This is a genomic window from Portibacter marinus (assembly GCF_021533195.1).
In the GTDB taxonomy this organism is placed as follows: domain Bacteria; phylum Bacteroidota; class Bacteroidia; order Chitinophagales; family Saprospiraceae; genus Portibacter; species Portibacter marinus.
In genome coordinates this window covers 144541-165808 of the sequence record NZ_JAJNKB010000009.1, presented here as the reverse complement: position 1 = coordinate 165808, position 21268 = coordinate 144541, and the positions used below count along the sequence as shown (strand labels likewise).

Genomic DNA, 21268 nt, shown 5'->3' with positions numbered 1-21268 from the left:
ATTTCGCCCCAAATAATCTTACAATTAAAAGATAATGAAGCTGATTCTCAGAAGGGCGAAGATTGTGGATCCCTCATGGAACAAAGAGAAAAAGAGATTTGACATTGAAATTAAAAATGGCATCATTGAGAGAATCGCTGAAAACATTGATATAAATGGACACCAAGTCCTCGAATCAGATGATCTGCATGTTTCGATAGGATTTTTCGATATCGGAACAATTGTAGGTGAGCCTGGATTGGAACACCGTGAAGATTTAGAATCCATAACCAGGGCCGCATGTGCCGGTGGATATACAGGAATTGCTCCTTTCCCTAACACCAATCCAGTTATTCAATCGAAATCTGAAATAAAATTTATTATCAATAACACCGCTGAGCGTGTAGTTGATTTTTATCCAATCGGAGCCATCAGTAAAAATGCTAAGGGAGAAGATATCACCGAATTCATCGACATGGTACAACATGGAGCGGTTGCATTTTCAGATGGTATTCAAACCATTGCCAATGCAGGCCTTATGTTGCGAGCACTTCAGTATACAAAAGCAAGCGGAGGGGTCATTATCAATCACCCTGACATGGTCAGTATTTCTGAAACTGGCCAAGTTCACGAAGGCGAAGTTAGTGTAAGTCTTGGCCTGGAGGGTCTGCCGGAAATGGCTGAACTTTTAGGACTCCAAAGGGACATTACACTTTCAGAATATGCCGAAGGTGTACTATGCGCCTACAACATTTCGACGAAGTCAGCCATCAACATTCTTAAGAAAGCACCTCAGGTTTCCGCTACTGTTGGTTATTTAAACCTCTTATATACTGATGAAGACCTGGAAGAATTCAATGTGAATTTGAAAGTCAAACCGCCACTTAGAGAAGAAAAGGATCGAAGAGCTTTAGTAAAAGCATTGATTAATGACGAAATAGATGCCATTACATCTGGTCATCAACCACTTGAGGAAGAATTAAAGAAAAAATCATTTGCATTCGCAGATTTTGGAGCAATAGGTATTGAAACTGCATTTCCTGCTATACTTTCTGAATTAAAGGACTTGTTGGAAATCGGTAAGATGATCGAAAAATTTGCCCACGGTCCCCGTAAAATTCTGAATCTGGACATTCCTGAGATTAAAGAAGGCGCAGTAGCTAATCTTTGCATGTTCGATCCAGGTATAGATTGGACATATGATGAGGTGAAATCGAAATCCAAAAACAGCCCATTTTTAAATAGATCCTTTCTAGGTAAGGTTCTTGGGGTCATTAACAATAAGAAGTTTGTGCCCAATGAATAGAGGTGTTGTCAATGGTTTACTTTTTGGAGGTGTGGCAGTTGCAGTGGGTGTCGTGCTCTACCTCATTGACAAACCATTATTTTTAAGCCCCACTTTAAGGTTGCTATTAAGTCTTGCCATCCCTATATCCTTTATGGTTAAGGCTGGACTAGAAAAAAGAAAAGAATTGGGTGGTTTTGCCAATTTCAGTGAAATCATACAGCCGACCTTCCTCACTTTGGTAGTAGGTGTCATCATTTTTAGCATATTCCAGTTCATTTTAATGTCTTCGGATGTGGAATTGCTGGAAGTCCAGAAGAAAATCGCTGTGGAATCACTGGAGTCGATGTCCGGACTAATTAATTTATCTGAGGAGAATTTGGCAGACATGAAAGCTATGGACGTGAAAGAGATGCAGCCTACTATTAAAGGGTTGCTGATGGGGTTGTCAAAAAACTTTATCTTAGGCTTCATTATTGCTGCGCTAATTTCACTAATTATTAAAAGAAAAAATCCAGCTGGTGGACAGAGTTGATATATCCATAGTAGTACCCCTTTTGAATGAAGAAGAGAGTCTTCCTGAATTATGTTCCTGGATCAAAAGAGTCTGTGAGGAAAAAGCATTCAGTTATGAAATTATCTTAGTGGATGATGGCAGTACTGATAAGTCATGGGAGGTCATACTGGATATAAAGGAAAAAGACTCCAATGTAAGGGGGATTAAGTTTCGACGAAATTATGGAAAATCAGCTGCGCTGAATGTTGGATTTGAAGCAGCAACAGGTGATATAGTGATTACTATGGACGCCGATCTTCAAGACAGCCCTGAAGAGATTCCCGAGTTATACAGAATGGTTATGGAAGATAATTATGATCTGGTATCAGGATGGAAGAAGAAAAGACATGACCCTATTTCTAAGACTGTTCCCTCCAAATTTTTTAATGCTTTCACCCGTCGTATGAGTGGTATAAAACTCCACGATTTTAATTGTGGTCTGAAAGCTTATAAAAATGAAGTAGTGAAAAATATCGAAGTTTATGGTGAAATGCATCGATATATACCGGTTATCGCAAAGTGGGAAGGATTTACAAAGATTGGAGAAAAAGTGGTCCAGCACCAAGCCAGAAAGTATGGATCCAGCAAGTTTACTGGTTTAAAACGGGCAATCAATGGATTCTTAGACATTATATCCATCTCATTTATTGGTCGATTTGGTAAAGCACCAATGCATTTTTTTGGCTTACTGGGTACTTTTTTATTCTTTATGGGCTTTGTGGTTGCTTTATACATCGGTGGTGTTAAAATCTACCGACTTAGTAATCAGATGCAAACCACTCTGGTAACAGACAATCCCTATTTTTATATAGCGCTCACGATTATTATCTTGGGAACCATGCTCTTTCTGGTTGGATTTTTGGCCGAACTGATCAATCAAAACAACCCCAGACGAAGTCAGTACAAGGTAGAAAGCAGGATCTAAATAAAAAGTTTGTAGTTCACCATTTACGTCAACATGAAAAAGTTAATTCTATTTTTAGTCATAGCAGGATCGATCGCGTGCTCTAAGAAGAAGTTTCATTGCATTCAGTTTTATTCGAGGGAGTGTGATACCGATCCATGGGCAGAAAACTATCAGAAGGGCGATACAGAGGATGAGAAAATCGCTAAAATGGGGTTCTTTCTTAGAAATATCAATATTGATTTTGAAGAATTGACTTTCGAGGATTCCGGTGGAGGATGCAGAGGGTGCCACACTTGTGTTGGAAACCATCTTATACAGATGAAATTAGATGAAGAGAATTTAGAGCGACTCTTAAATTTGGATTTATTAGAACTCAGCTACTACAATTGTGATTAATTCAGTGCTATAAGATTTTACATAGAAAAACCTAAAAATTTTACATTCTCATCAAACGTTTTTGTCTTTATCTCCGTCTATGTAGTAAAATGTAAGATTATGAAAAACACTTTTTTAATAGTAGCCCTTTTCTTAATAAGCAATATTTTCGTTCAGTGTGATTGCCTTCGAGATCATCACGATAACGATCTCTGCTATGAATTTGATAGAAGACAATGTGATGGAGACGAATGGTCAGATATCGTGCCACTAGGTGATTCTGCTGATGACCAGGAAACCAAGATGAAAGCCTATCTGGAAGATAAAGGCATAGATATCGAAGACATAACTTTGGTACAGAATTTCCATGAATTTGTTTGTGAGGCATGTGTAGTTTGTCCTCAGGGCGATCGGTTCTTTATTCAGATAGTGGACGAAGAAGATGTCAATATCCTGGAAGAGTTAGAATTACTTAACTTCGAAGAAGCAGCTTGTAATAACCTCTAAGTGAGATATTTCATAGCCTTTTTCATTTTAGTGTTTATGGGCTCTTGCAGTCTATCAGAAAAAGAGCACTTGTGTGCTTCTTTTGACCGGAGGTCATGTGGCTTGGATGAATGGTCGAATCACATACCAGAAAGCGATCTGCCCATAGACCAAGAAATGAAAATGAAAGCGTTTCTGGAATCCAAAGGCATGGGCATTCAATCAGTAACACTCATTCAGGGATTTAGATCCTCGACTTGTTATGCTTGTGGATGCCCTACTACTGATCGGTTTGAGGTTGTCTTAGAAAACGAATTTATTGATCTGAACAGTCTAAATCTACTGAATTTATCACAACAACCATGTCCTTAGTTATTATTTTTTCTCTGTATTCAAATCTCGCCAGTGATTAAGATAGTACTCTATTAATACAGGTTGATCCAGTCGATTAGGTTCAACATCACCTGTGAGCAAATCCGGTGGGAAGTAAAAGATGTGTTGAAAGCTTTCATCCTCTATAAATTTAAGATCCAATTCGCCTCTCATATTAAATGCTAAAGGCTCCATGGAAGCCAAAAGAAATCCCCAATTTCCGAAGGAAGGAACATTGATGCTATATGGATAAACATACTTGAAGCCAGCCTCTTCTAATGTTATTTCTATGGATTTGAATGCATTTGGACTTAATTCCGGACTGGTAGCCTGTGTGACAAATAATCCATTTGAGTTTAAAGCATTCTGGACAAGGTGATAGAATGAAATGGAATATAGTCGGCTTAAGCTTTCAGTGGTTGGGTCTGGCAAATCTGCAATGATAAGATCGAATTTAGTCTTGTTTTCCATTAACCAAACAAAGGCATCTTCATTAACCACTTTCACCCGATCATCGCTAAAAGCATCTTCATTCAGGGTTCGGATGTTCACAAACTCCTTGGATATCCGTACTATTTCCGGATCTAATTCTACTACAACTACACTTTCCAGTTCAGGATATTTGAGCACTTCTCGTAAGGCCAATCCTTCCCCACCTCCTAATATGGCCACTTGACGAACTTGAGTAATCTGCATAGCACCAACGTGCACCAATGCTTCATGGTACCTGTATTCATCTCTTGACGAAAACTGAATGGCGGAGTTCAGATAGAGTCTAAATTCTTCACCATTATCTGTGAGAACCACATTTTGGTAGGACGTTGCTTCATTGTATACGACCGGATGCTTAAAGACAGTACTGTTCCAGTGCTCAATAAACTCATTGGCCCGAAAACTTGCAAATGCAATTAAAGCGATAAATGCCAGACTGACGATCCATAATATGACATCTCGATGCTTCCCACCGGGCACCATTGACCTAAAAAATACAAAATTAGAAAGGCCAATAGAAACATTGAGAAAACCAAACAGTAAAGAGGATTTATAAACGCCCATAAAGGGAATGAGAATAAAGGGAAAGATAAGAGTAGCCACTAACGCGCCCAGGTAATCAAGCGTCAATACATCCGAGAGTTCTTGAGATTCAAGTTGGTCCCGCTGCAACAATCTCGTTAAAATAGGAACCTCAAGACCTGTTAAAGTCCCAATGATGAAAACCAAACCCAGAACAAATATGTTAAAACCTGTATAGTCGGCAAATGAAAAGTAGAGATAGCATAACGGCACTGAAAAAGCACCAATAATTCCTAGAGTTAATTCGATCCAGATAAATGAAAACATCAGGTTTCTCGTAAAAAACCGGGACAACCAACTACCAAAACCCATGGCAGCCAGGTAGAATCCAATAATGATGGAAAATTGCCGAACACTGTCGCCCAGGAAATAGGATGATACTGTGCTTATCAACAACTCATAGATGATGGAACACATTCCGACAATCAAAGTAGAAAATAAGAGGAATCGTTTCTGTGATTTGATACTTGGCAAAAACAGATGTAAATTTAGAAAACAAAGGTATTATAATTAGTTTTACAAAAAAATAAAGAATGGAACAACGTCAGCAGAGTTTTTTCGGACAATATAAATGGTATCTCATCGGCATAGCCGTACTTGTTTTTTACATGGTCGGTAAAAAGAACAACGATGAGTCAGGTAAGCCTAATGAAGGAGATACTGTATACATAGAGTCTACAGTACAGGAGCCTACTGAAGGAGTCATCACCCAATTAAAGGAGGTAGAACCTGAAGTCTTTAAAATAACAAATGAAGAAGTAGTTACGGCTAAGGAGGATTCTAGAATCATTGCCACCTATCTGGATGGCGCTAAGGATACTTTCACACTGCAGCAAATCGCTGTGGTAGATACTACCATTCAGAGTGAAAACAAAGAGTACAGAAGAAGGAGTGGTATCAGCACAGCTATTCATTATGGTTTGCTTGGCTATTGGTTAGGCAGGCCAATGGGTACTGGAATCAATCGTAGTGCCTATGCTTCAACCGATGCTTATAACAGATCTCAGACTGGACGCACGAGAATGACGAACACAGCTACACGCCGTACGGTACGTAGTCCAAGGCCATCATCGACTGGTCGCTCAGGTTACGGCTCTGGTCGATCAACAAGATCTTATGGCGGATAGAATATTTGACCTCAAACGAATTCCCGAAAGAGGTATTCGTGATGGTGGTTTTGAGTGGTATCTTGGTCAGGAGTATCTGGTATCCGACGCTATCACCTTAACTCCCGAAGAGGCAGATGAGTACATCAGGATAGCCGAAGAAGCCATCGACTTATTTCATGAAACTACTAGGCGAATTATCGACCTGGCCGACTGGGACAAGTTTCCCTTTCCTATTGCTATGCGAGAAATGATTCAGCATTCCTGGGACCGTGGTGACATTCATCTCCTGGCTAGATTTGATGTATCAGGTGGGATCATGGGCATGCCCTCAAAGATATATGAATTGAATGCTGATACTCCCACGATGCTTCCTGAAACCATTCATTTTCAACCACTTTTCAAAGATGAAATTCGCAGATCCTCATTCGCACAATTTAATAGGCTGAGAATCGAACTACTGGAAGCTTTTAAGCAGGTGCTCCAAAACAATCCACATCGTACTCCGACCATGTTGGTATGCTCTCTAGGCTACGAAGAAGATGTCCTGAACGCTAAAGTGATAGTAGACATCGCTGAAGAGGCGGGATTTGAAGCCCAATATTCAGATCTCGAAAATGTAGTTTTTGAAGAAGATGGTATCTATTTGGATTTTGAGGACGGCTCCGATATGAGGTATGACTACATGTTTAAGTTGGTTCCCTGGGAATTCATCATGTATGAAGAACCAGATCTTATGGAAATCTTACATGGTCTTCAAATGGACGACCTGCTATATATCATGAATCCCGCATATTCAGCATTGATGCAGTCTAAAGCTGTCTTGCCCTACATAAGTGCTCATTTTAAAGAAGAATTTATAGCTAAAAGCAGTTTTCGTCAGGAAGATTTTAAAGAGGAGGCCTACGTGGAAAAAGTGGTTTTTGGCAGACTTGGGGAAAATGTTAAGGTAGTAGATAAGTTTGGGGGCAAAGTAGCATCAAATGATGGAGATTTCGGGAATTTTGACAAAATCTATCAGGCATTCAGTCCTTTGTATCAGGATGACGATGGAGACTACTATCAGCCAGGGATTTTTGTTGTCAATGGAAGAGCAGCTGCCATCTCTTTCAGGCGTTGTGATCATTTGATAATAGACGATGATGCTGAGTTTATACCACACCTGATCGAACAGTGAGAAAGAAATAATTATCAATCTAATGAAATTTCTAGGCAAACAGTATATGGTAGAATTGCAAGGTTGTAATGCGGAGTTGCTGGATGATCCTTCATTTATCGGCGAAGCAATGACCAATGCTGCCCTGAAGGCTAATGCCACTATTGTGCAACAATTCTTTCACCAATTTTCTCCGTTTGGAGTAAGTGGAACAGTGGTTATTGCCGAGTCACATATTAACATTCATACCTGGCCAGAACATTTTTATGCTGCCATTGATATTTTTACTTGCAGCGATACCCTTGAAGCTGAAAAAGCAATCGATTATTTGAAGGAGATACTGGAAGCAAGGAATTGCACCACCAGCATGATCAATCGGGGACAAATTGGATAAAATTGACTTGAAAAAATTTAAAATTGATCCATCGTGGACTTTGTTCCTGGATCGTGACGGAACCATTAATAAAAGATTGCACAAGGATTATGTCAAAAACTACATAGAATTTGAGTTTATAGAAGGAGTCCTGGATGCCATTCCTATTATGAACCGAATTTTCGAACGCTCTATTATCGTTACCAATCAACAAGGTGTTGGAAAAAAATTGATGACCGAGAGAGATTTAAGACAAATTCATGTGAAAATGTTGGAGGAAATTACTGAAAATGGGGGCTATGTAGATGAAATATATTACTGTCCCGGCCTTGATAGTGAAAAGCCGGAATGCAGAAAGCCGGAGATCGGCATGGCTCTCCAGGCCGTTAAAGATTTTCCGAACATTAATCTCAAAAAATCAATAATGATAGGTGACACATTGACGGATATGCAATTTGGCAGGAATGCCGGGATGAGAACGATACTCATTTCAGAATCCAGAAAAGTGGAGCAGCCTACCTTATCACTGGCTGACCATGTTTTTACCGATTTGTTGTCGTGTGCTGAATTCTTAATTCACTAAAAAAAAGCTGTGAAACAGATATTATACCTTTTACTATCCTTACTTGCATTTGCTGTAAACGCCCAGATTGAAGAAAGTGAGACTGCCATTTTCGAAGTTAAATTTGAAAAGTTCAAACCTTCAACTCAGGATCAAATTAGAGCGTTCGAAGGCACGAAACCCATGCAATTTATGGCTCCTGATGTAACCGGAGAAGAACAATACTTATTAAATTATCTTGGAAAAACAGTTTTCATCTACTTCTTCAATACTGACTGCGAAATATGCGAAAAGCAAACAGCCGCTTTGAATTTGATTCAGGATCAGAAAATTGGCGATCTCAAAGTAATTGCCATTGGTGACGAGTCTCAGCATGATTTATTGTTATATAAGAAGGAAAGAGGTATTAATTACACGATTTTGTATAACGGAAAGATGTTAGGCGAGGCTGCTTACGGTATAGAAATGGGATATCCAAGGTTATTTGTAGTGGATGAGTTTGGAGTCATTCAGCATGTCTTACCAGCTGAAGCTTTTGAAGATCCGGATCGGACTTACCTCAAACTAAGTAACTTATTCGACCTCGTGAACTCTAATGAGTAACCAGGCAATCTGTCTGGTAAATGTTTTGCTCGGTTATTCAAGTAAGTGAATGGATGGTGTATCTTTGCGTTTCAAATAATTAAAGTACTTATCAAAACAAGTCCAATGATCTGAATGGCTCAGGTCAGAAAGTAACGTCATATGAAGTCTTACGCAGTCAAAGAAATCTTTTATACCCTACAGGGAGAAGGTGCTCACGCCGGAAGACCGGCTGTGTTTCTTAGATTCAGTGGTTGTAACTTATGGTCTGGAAGAGAGGAAGATCGCCATAAAGCCATTTGCCAATTCTGTGATACAGATTTTTGGGGCACAGATGGTCACAATGGAGGAAAATATTCTACTAAAGATCTCGCTGCTTTCGTGAATAATTTATGGCCGGAAAATTCAGGTCATAAATATGTTGTTTGCACAGGAGGAGAACCTTTGCTTCAACTCGATGAAGAGCTTATTCAGGAATTGCATCAGTATGCATTCGAAGTAGCGATCGAAACCAATGGAACCCTCAAGGTACCTGAGGGTGTAGACTGGATTTGTATGAGTCCAAAAGCACATACTGAAATCATCGTCAAAAAGGGAAATGAACTAAAGATTGTGTATCCTCAGGAAGGAATTAACCCCAAAGACTTTGAAGATTATGACTTCAAACACTTCTTTATTCAACCGATGGATGCAGAGTCCTATGAGGATAATATTTTGAAATCCATTAATTTCTGTAAAGATAATCCTCAGTGGAGGGTCAGCCTGCAAACACATAAGATATTAGGCATCGCATAAATATTCCGTAATCTGCCAGTGATCATGGACTATTATGATTTGTTAATATTCGTGTCACTGCAAAAGTAAGTTGCAAGTATCAGCGCAAAATCATAATAAAATAATGAACTCGTAACGCTGGCTGTCAATCTTATTCACATTGCGATCATAAAGCCGTTTATACATCTGAATTTAAAATATATGATTTTTAGACATAAACTTGTCACCGTTAATTTGTAATCCTAACGGGATCGGGTTATCTTCACAAGGACAAAACCATCTTATCGAATACCCCCAGTTTCGATAAAGTGTAAAAACTAACTCAATTATCTTGTATGAAAGCAGATTTACAAATTAAAATCCCTCAGTACCTATTGCTCATCTTAACCACTTTTATTTTAAGTTTCGGCAGTGTTCTCGCCAATGAAATCAATGACTGTGAAGATGAAGACGTCGTTTTCGAAATTTATTGTCCGCCAACTAAATGGATAGATTGTGACGATGAAATATGGGATTTAAGTTGGCTGGGGAACGCCTGGTATAAAGACTATACCGGCACACATGATGCAGGTGAACCTCAGGTGAAATACCATCTTAATGATTGCAATGTAGGTTACATTACCAGAACGTGGAAAGTAGCAGATTATCATGGATACTGGCACAAGTGCACCCAGAAAATCTATGTACAAGGCAACTACTTTAACAGTGGCAGTATTAAATGGCCAAAGAACATCGAGCTTTCTGGATGTAATCCTCCTACTGATCCAGAGCATTTGCCATATGGAAAAAATAAGCCTACCTGGTCAACATACGGAGCAACTTGCTCGAAGATAGGAGTCAATTACCATGACAATGTTTTTACATACGGACCTGGTTGTTATGAGATCATTCGGACCTGGAAGATTGTAGATTGTTGCAACTTCAATCCATGGACCAATACTGGTATTTGGACGTATAATCAAAGAATTACAGTGACCACTGCCTATGACGCCCCTCAAGTTTGGGTGCCTTATGATGTGACTGCTGAAACAACCGGCTGTCAAAAAGCCTGGGTAGACATACCTCCATTGCAGGTAAAGGATGGATGTGAAGATCAATACATTATTACTAACAACTCACCTTTTGCTTACAAAAATGGGGCAGATGCAAGTGGAAAGTACCCTGTGGGAACAACGAAAGTTCGCTTTATGGTCAAGTACAATTGTTGGGAAACTAAGTTTTTCTATGTCAATGTTACTGTTAAAGACAACTCAACGCCGGTCCCTTATTGTTATTTTGGATTAGCAGTACCGCTAATGGGTGTCGATGAAGACGGTGATGGTGAATTCGAAGATGGAATGAGGGAAGTGTGGGCTTCAGAATTTGATGCTGGTTCTTACTTTCCTTGTAACCCGCATATTCCACTTAAGTTTTCTTTCTCTTCTGACCCGACGGATAATGTGCGTGTCTTTACCTGTGAAGAAGTGGGACAACAAGAGGTTAACATTTGGGTTACAGCAGCAACTGGTCAACAAGACTATTGCACCACTTATATAAAAATTCAGAATAACGGTGCAGACATCCCTAATTGTGAAGCTTTGGAAGAAGCTTCTATTTCTGGAAAAATTTCCAGCGTATATGGTAATACTGAATCTCTTATGTTGGATGTGAATAGCAGCTGGGAGGGAATGGAATTCGACACTTCCTACTCCACGCAGACTGAAGTTTTGGTCATCGACAGTATGATCAATGAAGATGGATCTATTTCCTATGATTACGGCATAGCCGAAGTCGAGGTGGCCTCCATAGATACTACAGACATCGATAAGGATTTTGCAATCGAGGTTCAAGAAGGAGAATTCATGTTGGAGAACTTGGATTTAAATGAAGATTATATCCTTACACTTTCTAATATGAAACCAGATTATTCATTCATAGATACCATGGACGTACATGTATTAAGTGCGTTCTTAGAAGGAAAAGTGGAATTGGACATGTATCAAAAAATGGCTGCAGACTTGAATCACGATCAAATCATTGATTTTGATGATCTGGCCATTTTAAATGATTATGTCAATGGCAGCAATACAGCGACCCAATTTAACTGGGTAACTTATGATCCTGATCATCAAGTTCCATCAAATATGGCCTTAGACGTCGATGATTATCCTACATCTAAATTGGTAGAGATCAACAATAGAAATGCGGTAGGTGTCGAATTGATGATCTTCCAGATGGGAGACTTAACTCATGCCAGCTCACTTGAGGATATTCTATTAACTCAACCAGTTAGCCAGAGAGAAATTCATGGTTTCGAGCTGCAGTCGATCTCTCCCAATCCATTTAGCAGAGAAGTGGCTTTTGAATTTACCAATGATATTGAACAGGAAGTAAGCCTTGAAATATTTACCTTAAATGGCGCTAAAGTTTACAGCAGAATACAAACTGTGGAAAAGGGAAGTAAAAACTTTGTTGTAAATGCTAACGATATGGGAACATCAGGGCTATATTTATACGTATTGAAGTCAAATACAGCTAGCTATCAGGGCAAACTGATACAAATTAAATAACGAGGATCAAACTAAGAATCTAATAGCTCAGCATTAAGACAATTGCTGGGCTATTTTTTTTCTGGAGATTAATGTCGCCGATTCGATTAGTTTACCATACAGTTTATTGGCCATCATGATATCTTGATTTCCCAAAACAATGATTTGCTTTCTGGCCCTTGTCAAGGCTACATTAAGTTTCCTGTCTATTCCTTCAGCTGAGAGGTTGACCAATTGCCTGAGTTGGCTTTCACTGTTTAGGCAAAGTGACAAAATTACGATATCCCTGGCCCCACCTTGATATCGCTCTACTGTATCAACATTAACGTCCTCTTCTATTCCGTGAATAGAAATAGCATGTTTGATCGCAGAAATTTGCGCCCTATAAGGGGTAATCACACCAATACTATCAGCAGCCACTGTATCTTTTTTCAGATATTTTGAAATGAGTTTAGCAATCCATTCAGCTTCATAGCGATTGGTCTTATAATGAATACTTTCAGTGTCTATGTCAACTGGCAGATAGATCAGGCGCTCATCAAATAATAAATCCTCATGATCCACTAAATCCATCCTGCCTGGAATTAAAGTTAGCGTGTTATGATAGAAATGTTGGTTGACAAAATGCATGATTTCCTGATGCATCCTTCCCTGGCTACTTAAACTCCCATAACACCAATGCCAATTTTTTCGTAATGAATTTTGGAAAAGCCTCTCAAACAAAGAATTCCTTCTCTCTATTAAACCTAGTTCCTTCAATTTGACATCCTGAACAGCACTTTCATCCTCACGTTGTCTGACTATTGCAGGAAGTTGGTAATGATCGCCAATCAGAATAAATTTATTGACATACGACAAGAAGCCTATCAACTGAGGTTCCAAAATTTGTGACGCTTCGTCAACAATGATCTCGTCAATATTTATCAGAGAAAAAAGTTCTTTCTTTCCATTTATACTGGAAAGTGTAGAAACGATGATCCTGGAAGTTTTAATGAGCTCCAGCAAGTCGTATCTGTTGGTAATTTCTTCTAATTTTGTGACCAATAGGTCATTTTTGTATTTAGGGTCTGTAGAATACCTGCTGCCGACTCTGAAGTAGTAATCCTTAATCCCATTACCGATTCTGCTGATTGCTTCACAGATTTCGTCCACTGCCCGATTGGTATAGGCTAAAACAAGAATTCGCTTTTCGGTATGTGTAAAAATCCACTTGAGATATTCATAAAGTATGACGCTGGTCTTACCTGTGCCCGGAGGACCCCACAATAAATAATATTCTTCAGCAGCGGCCATATTATTTAACACTTGTTTTTGCTCCGGAGTGAGATACCCATCTAAGGGGGGCATGATATCAACTGTACTATCATTGCGAATAGGCGGTTGTAAGCCCAACATTTTGTTTTGATAAGAATTGTCCTGACTCAAAAACAAAAAGAGGTCCTGAAACATGGCATTAAAACCGTGATCAAGATGGTCATGCTCAATGTGCCAAAAACCATCTTTTTCGAATGGTCTCGTATTTTGTTGCTTGTTTCTTAGCCTTACTTCTACCCTATGCCTATCAATATGAATAATTGAGCATTTATAAATCTGGTTTCGTAAAACCGATTGATTGCCATGGGTATAAGGATAAAGTACACCCAGATCGCCTACCCGAAAATTGGCATTGGGTTCTGTTCGCACGGTTCTTTTAAAGGAGATGATGGTATAATCAAACTCATTTTTAATTTGGTCCATTTCTAAGGCATTCAAAAGTTGGAAATTTTCTGTCTTTTCCTGCATATCATCAAGCCAGAGCCCTGCCAGTCCACTGGACCTGTCCATCCCATATTCGCCTGTCTTCGCAAGGATTTGCTCCCTGGCAACAAAGGCAGTATATGAATTAAAATATCTTCGGCTCATTTCTGAGGCCTGTTTGTAAATCCGTTCGAACTTCTCAATATCACGCTTCGCAAATCCATCTGACCTGATAGCATTACTGCTAATAAATGAAAACAGAATTTCATTGTTTGTCTCGAAATCTGCCAGCAAATAATCAATCTCTACCAATTGGTTGCGTAATTTGATCCCTTCTTTTTGCTGCATCTTGAGTGGAGGTGCAAATCTCAGGGGATCAGACGGCTGGCTGCTATATAATATAAAATTAGAAATCTTCGCTTTATTTTCATGAACGGCTGTCACCATTAAATCATAAAGCAAAGTCTGCACATAATGATTCACGTTCAAACCATATGCATTGGCTTTGTAAGGCTTACCACTTTTGAGCTCAACTATTCTCGCTTCGCGATCATCCTCAGAATTTGAAAAAAGATCCAATCTTCCCTGAAACCCATATTGAGGTGCGTAAAATGAAGGCTCAATAGCACTATTATCAGGGGTTATATCATGTCGGGATAGTCTGTTTTTTACCACATCTTTAATGGTATTAAAATGCGTGCGCAGTGTGGTAACGACCTCTCGTAATTCGCGGTCATCCATCATTGCAAAGCCTAGTGGACTTATCTTGAAAGTATGCCTAATCAACTCTTCGTATGTACTCTCCGGTCTGTAAAATAATTCATCCAAAAAGTAATTTGCCGTATTTCCAATGATTAAATACTTGTTCTGAAAAACCGATAAAAATTTTCGAAGAAAGTAAAAGAGAGGATTGGATTCTTCAGGCTTGAAACACTCGGAGACTGTAGTTATATCTACGAGATAGTCGGGTTCAAAAATAACAGTTCCGGGAATAAACAGGCCATCTTCACTTACGTCAACATGCTCAAGATGTAGAATAAATGGAAAATTTTTAGTTCTTTCAATATATTTAAGCAAAGAGTTAAAATCATCATTTTTGCCCGTGACATTCATCTGTATTTGCACCGCCTTTTCCTCAAAGGTTTCTGCAAAGCCTGTGAAGGTCTGGGAAGTCGCATTGTAATTGAACACGTGAACTCTGAGAAATGAAAAATAACCAGAGACTCCTTGGCGTACCGGCCGATCTACATCGGGTTTTCGAAACAAGTTTTTATGCTGATCCGTACCTACTAATTCACCCGTCTGAACGATCAGCGAGGATAAAGAAAATCGGGCAACATCATAAATTTCCTCACCCATTTTCTCTTCTGTCATATTTTTTCGATGGGTGTGCAGAAAGAAAGACAAGGTTTTATCCAGCTTAAATTTCAAAACGAGATAGGTGACCTTTGTAAATAGAGTAGTAAAATGAATTTTCTCGTCTTGCAGAAGTAAATCAATATATTCATCCAAAAGGTGGTGTAAGGCTTTTGTCTTCTGATGGATGTCAATGTCGCCACTGTCAATAACATTTACTTTATATAGGTAATCTTGCGCTATCTTTTCGTCCATTCCTCAGCCCATTTCTTTCCTATTTTTACCAGTGCTCTCTTTGTTTCTGGTATATTGATTTCTTTAGGCATGCTTCGGTATATTGATTCAATTTTTTCGTATCCCATTTTAAGGGCTTCTTTTTCACTGATAGAGCGAATTGCACATACTAACCAAACAGGTTTATGGTATTGATTTGCTTCGGCCTGTATCTTGTCAATAAGTTTTCCGTGGAAGCTTTGCATATCAATGTGACCCTCTCCAGTAATGATGATATCGGCACTTTTGATTTCTTCTTTAAGGTTAGAAATGGAAGCCAACATGTCAAAGGCAGATGCCAATTCACCATTTAAAAATAACAGACTTCCAGCACCAAGACCACCTGCTGCACCACTACCTATGACTTGCTGAATGTCTACGTGCTTGTTTTCTCTTACAAATCTTTTAATATTCTCCATACCCAATTCTAATAGCTCCAGATGCTCTTCTGTAGCGCCTTTCTGGCTGGCATAGGTAAATACCGCACCCCTATCACCCAAAAGTGTATTATCCACATCTGTAGCAATTTTAAATTGGCACTGATCCAGCCTAGGGTGGATATTATCTTTGCTATATTCACTAATGTATTTCACATCCCGAGCCAGAGGTCTTTCGATAATTCGTTTTTCGGTAATGAATTGGTATCCAAGTGCCGCAGCCATTCCTACACCTCCATCACATGTGGCCGTACCTCCCAGAAATAGATAAAGTGTTTCCACTCCCATATCGAGAGCGTCTGCAATCATCGTCCCTATTCCAAAAGAGCTCGCATTGTAACAGTCCGGCTCCTTATCGATAATTTCAAGACCAATGACAGCAGCGGATTCCAGGTATGCCGTTTTGTTTTTAGAATCTAAAAGGTAAGATGCTCTGATCGGTTTTAAAAAAGCATCGAAGGTAAATATGGTTCTCCTCTCCAAGTCAATAAATCGTTCTATCACCTTTAAACTACCTTCTCCACCATCTGCAAAAGGAAATTCCTTCACTTCTAATTTATCTTTAAAATAGTCTAAACCCTCAGCCAAGTACTGTGAAACTTCTTCGGCACTCAAACTGTTTTTAAAGCTGTCAGGAACGATTAAAAATTTATTGTATCTAGCCACACTGTATCGATTAGAAAGTGAATATAAGCATAGTTTTCTTATCTTTCGTGGTGGTCAAGTTGCACTCGTCGTGTAGCCAATTTCATTTTGATATGCCGTAAAATATTCTTCGATGATACCTAATAATCAAGATCATAGTCCTGAACCACCTAAAGGTGGAATGATGATGAAATGGATGTTGCCTCTTGTCGTTCTCATCGGCGTTGCCTATTATTTTTCAAAAACAGAAGGATGTTCTAATGTCCATACTTCCAGCTTCGATGAACAAGAAATAGAGACAGGTGATTCGATTTCGTCAGGTGCTGATAAAATTAAAGCTGCGGTTTCCACCGTCTTTCAAAAAATGGATGAAGGAGCCAAAAAGGCACTGGAAGGAATTTCGTTTACTGCCAATTCCGCCGGAGCGAATATGTTGGCTTATATTAATGGAGATATAACTTCAGATAGTACATTTATTTTTACAAAATTGAGCTTTCAGACAGGTTCGGCTGCCATAGAGAGTGGTTCTGGAGAAGAAGTGGATAATCTGGCTTCTATTTTAAAAGCATATCCAGGCGTCAATGTCGAGATTCAGGGGCATACTGATAACATCGGAGATGCTGCAGTAAATAAGGCCCTTTCACAAGCAAGAGCAGAAGCCGTGAAGGCCAGATTAGTAGATCGGGGAATTGATTCAAACAGACTGGTGGCAAAGGGGTATGGTGATGAAGAACCTATTGCCACTAATGAGACAGAAGAAGGTCGCCGCGAGAACCGCAGAGTCCAAGTTAAAATAAGGAAAGGTCGATGACTTTGCGTAAAAGATAAAAACCTCGCTTATATTTAAGTCTGCCTTTTCACGATGCATACTTTATGATCTATTTTCGCGGTTTACTTTTGTGTCTATTACTAAATGCTTGTCAGATTCAGGAGATTGATCTGTCTTCCTATCACATCCAGGATTCAGAGCTTTTGTTGGAAGTAGTGGCATCTGAAGAGCACATAAAAGCACCTGTCGCTATTGATTTCGATAAAAGTGGCAGACTTTGGGTTGCAGAGATGCCGGACTATATGCCGGATATCAATGGGCAGTTTGAAAAGATTCCTGCTGGCAGAATTGTCATTCTAGAGGACCGTGATGGAGATGGTTATATGGAACATAGTACCGTATTTAAAGATAGTATTCACCAGCTTCGCGCCCTTAGACTCTTCAGGAATGGTATCCTATATGCTGATGATCCCAATCTATACTTTTCAGAGATTAAAAACGACCGCCCTGATCATACCGTTATCATAGATTCTACTTATGCCCTGGGCGGGAACGTTGAACACAAGCCTAATGGCCTGATTAAAAGCATGGATAATTGTTTCTACAGTGCAAAAAGTCACTATCGCTATTGCTTTGAAAACAATCAATGGATTAAAGAAGCTGTGTTTTTCAGAGGACAATGGGGTATTACTGAAGACCAAAACGGAAGGATATACACCAATGATAATTCCAATTTATTTTTTGGAGATGCCTTTCTACCTGGAATATTGACACACAATAAGTACCTTAAAAAGGTCGAAGGGATCAATGAAGATCTCGTTAAGAACCGATCGGTTTATCCAGCACATGCGACTGCCGTTAACAGAGGCTATAATGATAATGTCCTGGACAGTGAAGGCAAGTTACGCAAAACCACATCCGCTTGTGGCCCATATATTCATCAAACTAGCAGCCTCGGCAAAAAGTACGAAGGAAGCGCTTTTGTCTGTGTTCCCGAAGCCAATTTAATCAAACACCTCAATGTCAATACCAATGATTTTCGGCAGGAGGCTAATTTTGACAATGATAGTAGTGAATTTCTGGTGAGTACAGACGAAGCGTTCAGGCCAGTTAATCTTGCAACCGGGCCAGATGGTAATTTGTACATCGTTGATTTTCATCGTGGCATCATACAGCACAAAATATACATGACCAGCTATCTGAAAAATCAAATCGAGGAAAGAAAGCTGGATGAAATAACAAACATGGGTAGAATTTTAAAAGTAAAATCAAGTAAATCTACAAGCCCTGCACCAGCATACAATTTTGAACATAAGGACAGTTTGATTCATTATCTGGGATCTCATAACCCATGGGTCAGAAGAATGGCACAGGAGGGATTGATTTATAGCACCGAGAGTCGACTTGATGACTTATTGATGTCAAGTCTTGAAGGGGCTTCTAAATTAAAAAAGATACACTTACTATGGACATTGCAAGGCAGAAAGTCCATTGACGTACTAAAAATAAAGCAATTAGAATTTTCAGATCCATGGGTAATAGCAAATCTATTTAAGATTCTGACAACCCTTGAAATTCAGAATCCTCAAGCGCTTGCTGATGTCTTTAAGACTTACAGATCGCATAGCAATCCTGTGGTTCGCAATCATTTATTGGCTTCATCCTACATACTCTATAATTCTCATCCTGATCTGCACCGCCAGTTGTGGTTAGAGATGGAGGGAGTGCTGCCTGCTGCTCAGATATCTGCTATACCTTCGGGACAATATTTGAAATACTCTGATTCATTCGAAGAGTACAATCAAGCTGTGGCGAATGAAGATGTTTTTTATATTCATAAACAGAGGCTGACCGGCGGTGAGGAAGATGGATATTTTCTATACAATGAGTATTGTTCCTCTTGTCACGGATATGGTGGAAATGGTGCTGAAGGACAGGCTCCCTCATTGGTGGGATCTAAGATTATTAATGCTAAGGTAGAGGCCGTTCCATTGGTCATCATCAATGGACTGGAAGGAATGGTCACCATTGATGGAGAAAGGCAAGAATACAGCTCCATCATGCCTGCAATGATGCACTCCGCTGATTTAAATAGTGCAGATATTACCAAAATCACCAATTACATTTACAATGCTTTTCGGGATGAGGTTGCCTATATTTCTCAGGAAAAAGTAGACAGTCTCATAGACCAGTATGAAAAGAGAACCGAATTGTGGAACGAAGACGAATTACTGGGAACAGAATGAGTTAAAATACGTTAGATACTTAAGCAAAGAACTGTTTAAGTTGAGGTTATTAACGGTCATCATATTAACGCTATTTAGCCTAACACATGTGTTAGCTCAGTTTCCGGGGAGAGAACTCCTTAGAGGCAGAAAGCACGTGGAGGTACCTTTCGAATATATCCAGGGATTTATTGTATTGAACGTGGACTTCAATCGGTTTTTACCCCTTAAATTTATTTTTGATACCGGAGCAGAAAATACATTGGTACTAAAGAAAGAGATTACTGATCTTCTTGGCATGGAATATTCTAAGAAAATCAGTCTAATCGGATCTGATCTCAGCAATATTGTGTTTGCCTACATTACCAGAAATGTCAATCTAAAGTTTGAAAATTCAGGTCGGATCACGCAGGACATTCTGGTTCTTGAAGATGATCTGAACAACCTGGATATGATTACTGGAACCAATATAGATGGTATTATTGGTGCAAGTATTTTTAAGAATCTGGTTGTTGAGATTGACTACAGGAGATCGCGTTTAATCTTTCATGATCCGCAATATTATACAGGACCTAATGCAGGTTTTACCAGCTTCGACCTTAAAGTAGTCAAGAACAAACCTTACATGGAATGCTATACAGGTGTGGGGGTCAATGATTCTATAAAAATCAATTTATTGCTAGATACTGGTGCCAGCTTAAACTACCTATTACATGAGAACACTCATGAACAGATTGATCTTCCTGAATATGTGATACCGGGTCAGATAGGAACCGGAATTAGTGGAAGCCTTCAAGGCTTTTTGGGTAAAGTCAATTTTTTGACGGTAGGCCAATATAAGTTTGAAAGGCTCACAACCAGTTTTCAGAACCTGGATTCTTCAGTTATTGATGCGAGTTCTGTAACAAGAAATGGAATTATAGGGAATCGACTGCTAGAAAGATTTACTGTTGTAATTGACTATCCCAATGAGAAAATCCATATGAAACCCAGGCGATTCAATTTCACAAAGCCCTTTAGATACGATAAAAGTGGACTCATAATTTTTGCGATTGGCAGAAACTTCGATAAATTTTATATTAAGTCTGTCATCGAGGGAACCCCGGCTTATCTAGCTGGGTTGCAGCCTGGGGATTATATTTTGGGTTTCAATGGCATTCCGACCAGGTTTCTATCATTAGAATCGATCAATCGAAAGTTATCAAGAAAACCAGGAAAAAAAATTAACCTGACGATCGCCAGAAATAGTCAAAAATTGAAATTTTCATTTCGCTTAGAAGATTTTCTTGAAAAAAATATCAAGTGATCTTAAATTTAGTCTTTGAAAAACAAAAGATTAAACTTATCTTTGCAGTCCAATTTTCGAAAAATACTAAATTCGCACAATGTTTGCAATAGTTACAATAGCGGGACAGCAGTTTAAAGTAGAGCAAGATCAAGAGATTTTTGTTCACAAGATCAATGCGGAAGCAGGAGATTCAGTAAGCTTCGATGAAGTACACCTGATTACAGATGGAGATGATACTTCTGTGGGTGCTCCTCTATTAGATTCAGCATCGGTAGGCGCTACTGTTGTTGAGCACATCAAAGGTGACAAAGTCATCGTTTTCAAAAAGAAAAGAAGAAAAGGGTATAAAGTGAAAAATGGTCACAGACAGCATTTCACTAAAATCAAGATTGATTCTATTTCAGCTTAATAATCATTAAAAAA

The 21268-nt window shown here is 39.1% G+C and carries 20 protein-coding genes; 17 read left to right on the top strand and 3 right to left on the bottom strand.

Annotated features, from left to right (window positions below; genetic code table 11):
* Window positions 1-34 precede the first annotated feature (34 nt).
* From L2567_RS17815 to L2567_RS17790, 6 genes are all read left to right on the top strand, one after another.
* Window positions 35-1285, top strand: a complete 1251-nt coding sequence (locus L2567_RS17815; protein ID WP_235299174.1) for a dihydroorotase — start codon at window positions 35-37, stop codon at window positions 1283-1285.
* Window positions 1278-1799, top strand: coding sequence for a DUF4199 domain-containing protein (locus tag L2567_RS17810; protein WP_235299173.1), 522 nt, complete (start codon window positions 1278-1280; stop codon window positions 1797-1799). Before L2567_RS17815 ends, L2567_RS17810 begins: the two co-directional genes overlap by 8 nt.
* Window positions 1786-2745 (top strand): glycosyltransferase family 2 protein, encoded by a 960-nt coding sequence (locus L2567_RS17805; protein ID WP_235299172.1) that lies wholly within the window; start codon window positions 1786-1788, stop codon window positions 2743-2745. Before L2567_RS17810 ends, L2567_RS17805 begins: the two co-directional genes overlap by 14 nt.
* A gap of 33 nt (window positions 2746-2778) precedes the next feature.
* A complete protein-coding gene (locus tag L2567_RS17800) occupies window positions 2779-3123 on the top strand; it encodes a hypothetical protein (protein ID WP_235299171.1) in 345 nt (114 codons plus the stop codon).
* A gap of 99 nt (window positions 3124-3222) precedes the next feature.
* Window positions 3223-3609 (top strand): hypothetical protein, encoded by a 387-nt coding sequence (locus tag L2567_RS17795; RefSeq protein ID WP_235299170.1) that lies wholly within the window; start codon window positions 3223-3225, stop codon window positions 3607-3609.
* A complete protein-coding gene (locus L2567_RS17790) occupies window positions 3610-3960 on the top strand; it encodes a hypothetical protein (protein WP_235299169.1) in 351 nt (116 codons plus the stop codon).
* A gap of 3 nt (window positions 3961-3963) precedes the next feature.
* Here the strand turns inward: L2567_RS17790 and L2567_RS17785 are convergent, their stop codons facing one another.
* Window positions 3964-5508, bottom strand: coding sequence for a polyamine aminopropyltransferase (locus tag L2567_RS17785; RefSeq protein WP_235299168.1), 1545 nt, complete (start codon window positions 5506-5508; stop codon window positions 3964-3966).
* 59 nt (window positions 5509-5567) lie between these two features.
* Here L2567_RS17785 and L2567_RS17780 point away from each other — a divergent pair, with 59 nt between their 5' ends.
* From L2567_RS17780 to L2567_RS17750, 7 genes are all read left to right on the top strand, one after another.
* A complete protein-coding gene (locus tag L2567_RS17780; RefSeq protein WP_235299167.1) occupies window positions 5568-6161 on the top strand; it encodes a hypothetical protein in 594 nt (197 codons plus the stop codon).
* Complete coding sequence (locus tag L2567_RS17775; RefSeq protein WP_235299166.1) at window positions 6151-7317, top strand: glutathionylspermidine synthase family protein; 1167 nt, start codon at window positions 6151-6153, stop codon at window positions 7315-7317. The genes L2567_RS17780 and L2567_RS17775 overlap by 11 nt, the downstream gene beginning before the upstream one ends.
* Before the next feature lie 22 nt (window positions 7318-7339).
* Entirely contained in the window at window positions 7340-7690 is a 351-nt protein-coding gene (gene speD, locus L2567_RS17770; RefSeq protein WP_235299165.1) for an adenosylmethionine decarboxylase, read from the top strand.
* 7 nt (window positions 7691-7697) lie between these two features.
* On the top strand, window positions 7698-8252 hold the full coding sequence (locus tag L2567_RS17765; RefSeq protein WP_235299164.1) for a D-glycero-alpha-D-manno-heptose-1,7-bisphosphate 7-phosphatase: 555 nt from the start codon (window positions 7698-7700) through the stop codon (window positions 8250-8252).
* 9 nt (window positions 8253-8261) lie between these two features.
* On the top strand, window positions 8262-8834 hold the full coding sequence (locus tag L2567_RS17760) for a TlpA disulfide reductase family protein (protein WP_235299163.1): 573 nt from the start codon (window positions 8262-8264) through the stop codon (window positions 8832-8834).
* Between the two features lie 141 nt (window positions 8835-8975).
* A complete protein-coding gene (queE, locus tag L2567_RS17755; RefSeq protein ID WP_235299162.1) occupies window positions 8976-9608 on the top strand; it encodes a 7-carboxy-7-deazaguanine synthase in 633 nt (210 codons plus the stop codon).
* Window positions 9609-9922: 314 nt separating this feature from the next.
* On the top strand, window positions 9923-12136 hold the full coding sequence (locus L2567_RS17750; protein ID WP_235299161.1) for a T9SS type A sorting domain-containing protein: 2214 nt from the start codon (window positions 9923-9925) through the stop codon (window positions 12134-12136).
* Window positions 12137-12169: 33 nt separating this feature from the next.
* On the opposite strand, the gene L2567_RS17745 is transcribed toward L2567_RS17750, so the two are convergent.
* Both L2567_RS17745 and L2567_RS17740 read right to left on the bottom strand, forming a co-directional pair.
* A complete protein-coding gene (locus tag L2567_RS17745) occupies window positions 12170-15463 on the bottom strand; it encodes an AAA domain-containing protein (RefSeq protein ID WP_235299160.1) in 3294 nt (1097 codons plus the stop codon).
* Complete coding sequence (locus tag L2567_RS17740; protein ID WP_235299159.1) at window positions 15448-16584, bottom strand: glycerate kinase family protein; 1137 nt, start codon at window positions 16582-16584, stop codon at window positions 15448-15450. Before L2567_RS17740 ends, L2567_RS17745 begins: the two co-directional genes overlap by 16 nt.
* 112 nt (window positions 16585-16696) lie before the next feature.
* Between L2567_RS17740 and L2567_RS17735 the strand changes: the two genes are divergently transcribed.
* The 4 genes from L2567_RS17735 to rplU all read left to right on the top strand — a co-directional run bounded on the left by L2567_RS17735 (window position 16697) and on the right by rplU (window position 21254).
* On the top strand, window positions 16697-17374 hold the full coding sequence (locus L2567_RS17735) for an OmpA family protein (protein WP_235299158.1): 678 nt from the start codon (window positions 16697-16699) through the stop codon (window positions 17372-17374).
* Between the two features lie 62 nt (window positions 17375-17436).
* The gene (locus L2567_RS17730; protein ID WP_235299157.1) at window positions 17437-19578 is read left to right on the top strand and encodes a DUF7133 domain-containing protein; all 2142 of its coding nucleotides are present in this window, start codon (window positions 17437-17439) and stop codon (window positions 19576-19578) included.
* Window positions 19526-20863 (top strand): aspartyl protease family protein, encoded by a 1338-nt coding sequence (locus L2567_RS17725; RefSeq protein ID WP_235299156.1) that lies wholly within the window; start codon window positions 19526-19528, stop codon window positions 20861-20863. Before L2567_RS17730 ends, L2567_RS17725 begins: the two co-directional genes overlap by 53 nt.
* A 79-nt stretch (window positions 20864-20942) precedes the next feature.
* Window positions 20943-21254, top strand: a complete 312-nt coding sequence (rplU, locus tag L2567_RS17720; RefSeq protein WP_235299155.1) for a 50S ribosomal protein L21 — start codon at window positions 20943-20945, stop codon at window positions 21252-21254.
* Window positions 21255-21268: the final 14 nt, after the last annotated feature.

Coding starts and splice junctions, on each gene's coding strand:
- L2567_RS17815 (WP_235299174.1), top strand. CDS start 35: ATGAAGCTGATTCTCAGAAGGGCGAAGATTGTGGATCCCTCATGGAAC.
- L2567_RS17810 (WP_235299173.1), top strand. CDS start 1,278: ATGAATAGAGGTGTTGTCAATGGTTTACTTTTTGGAGGTGTGGCAGTT.
- L2567_RS17800 (WP_235299171.1), top strand. CDS start 2,779: ATGAAAAAGTTAATTCTATTTTTAGTCATAGCAGGATCGATCGCGTGC.
- L2567_RS17795 (WP_235299170.1), top strand. CDS start 3,223: ATGAAAAACACTTTTTTAATAGTAGCCCTTTTCTTAATAAGCAATATT.
- L2567_RS17780 (WP_235299167.1), top strand. CDS start 5,568: ATGGAACAACGTCAGCAGAGTTTTTTCGGACAATATAAATGGTATCTC.
- L2567_RS17775 (WP_235299166.1), top strand. CDS start 6,151: ATGGCGGATAGAATATTTGACCTCAAACGAATTCCCGAAAGAGGTATT.
- speD (WP_235299165.1), top strand. CDS start 7,340: ATGAAATTTCTAGGCAAACAGTATATGGTAGAATTGCAAGGTTGTAAT.
- queE (WP_235299162.1), top strand. CDS start 8,976: ATGAAGTCTTACGCAGTCAAAGAAATCTTTTATACCCTACAGGGAGAA.
- L2567_RS17750 (WP_235299161.1), top strand. CDS start 9,923: ATGAAAGCAGATTTACAAATTAAAATCCCTCAGTACCTATTGCTCATC.
- L2567_RS17745 (WP_235299160.1), bottom strand. CDS start 15,463: ATGGACGAAAAGATAGCGCAAGATTACCTATATAAAGTAAATGTTATT.
- L2567_RS17735 (WP_235299158.1), top strand. CDS start 16,697: ATGATACCTAATAATCAAGATCATAGTCCTGAACCACCTAAAGGTGGA.
- L2567_RS17730 (WP_235299157.1), top strand. CDS start 17,437: ATGATCTATTTTCGCGGTTTACTTTTGTGTCTATTACTAAATGCTTGT.
- L2567_RS17725 (WP_235299156.1), top strand. CDS start 19,526: ATGAAAAGAGAACCGAATTGTGGAACGAAGACGAATTACTGGGAACAG.
- rplU (WP_235299155.1), top strand. CDS start 20,943: ATGTTTGCAATAGTTACAATAGCGGGACAGCAGTTTAAAGTAGAGCAA.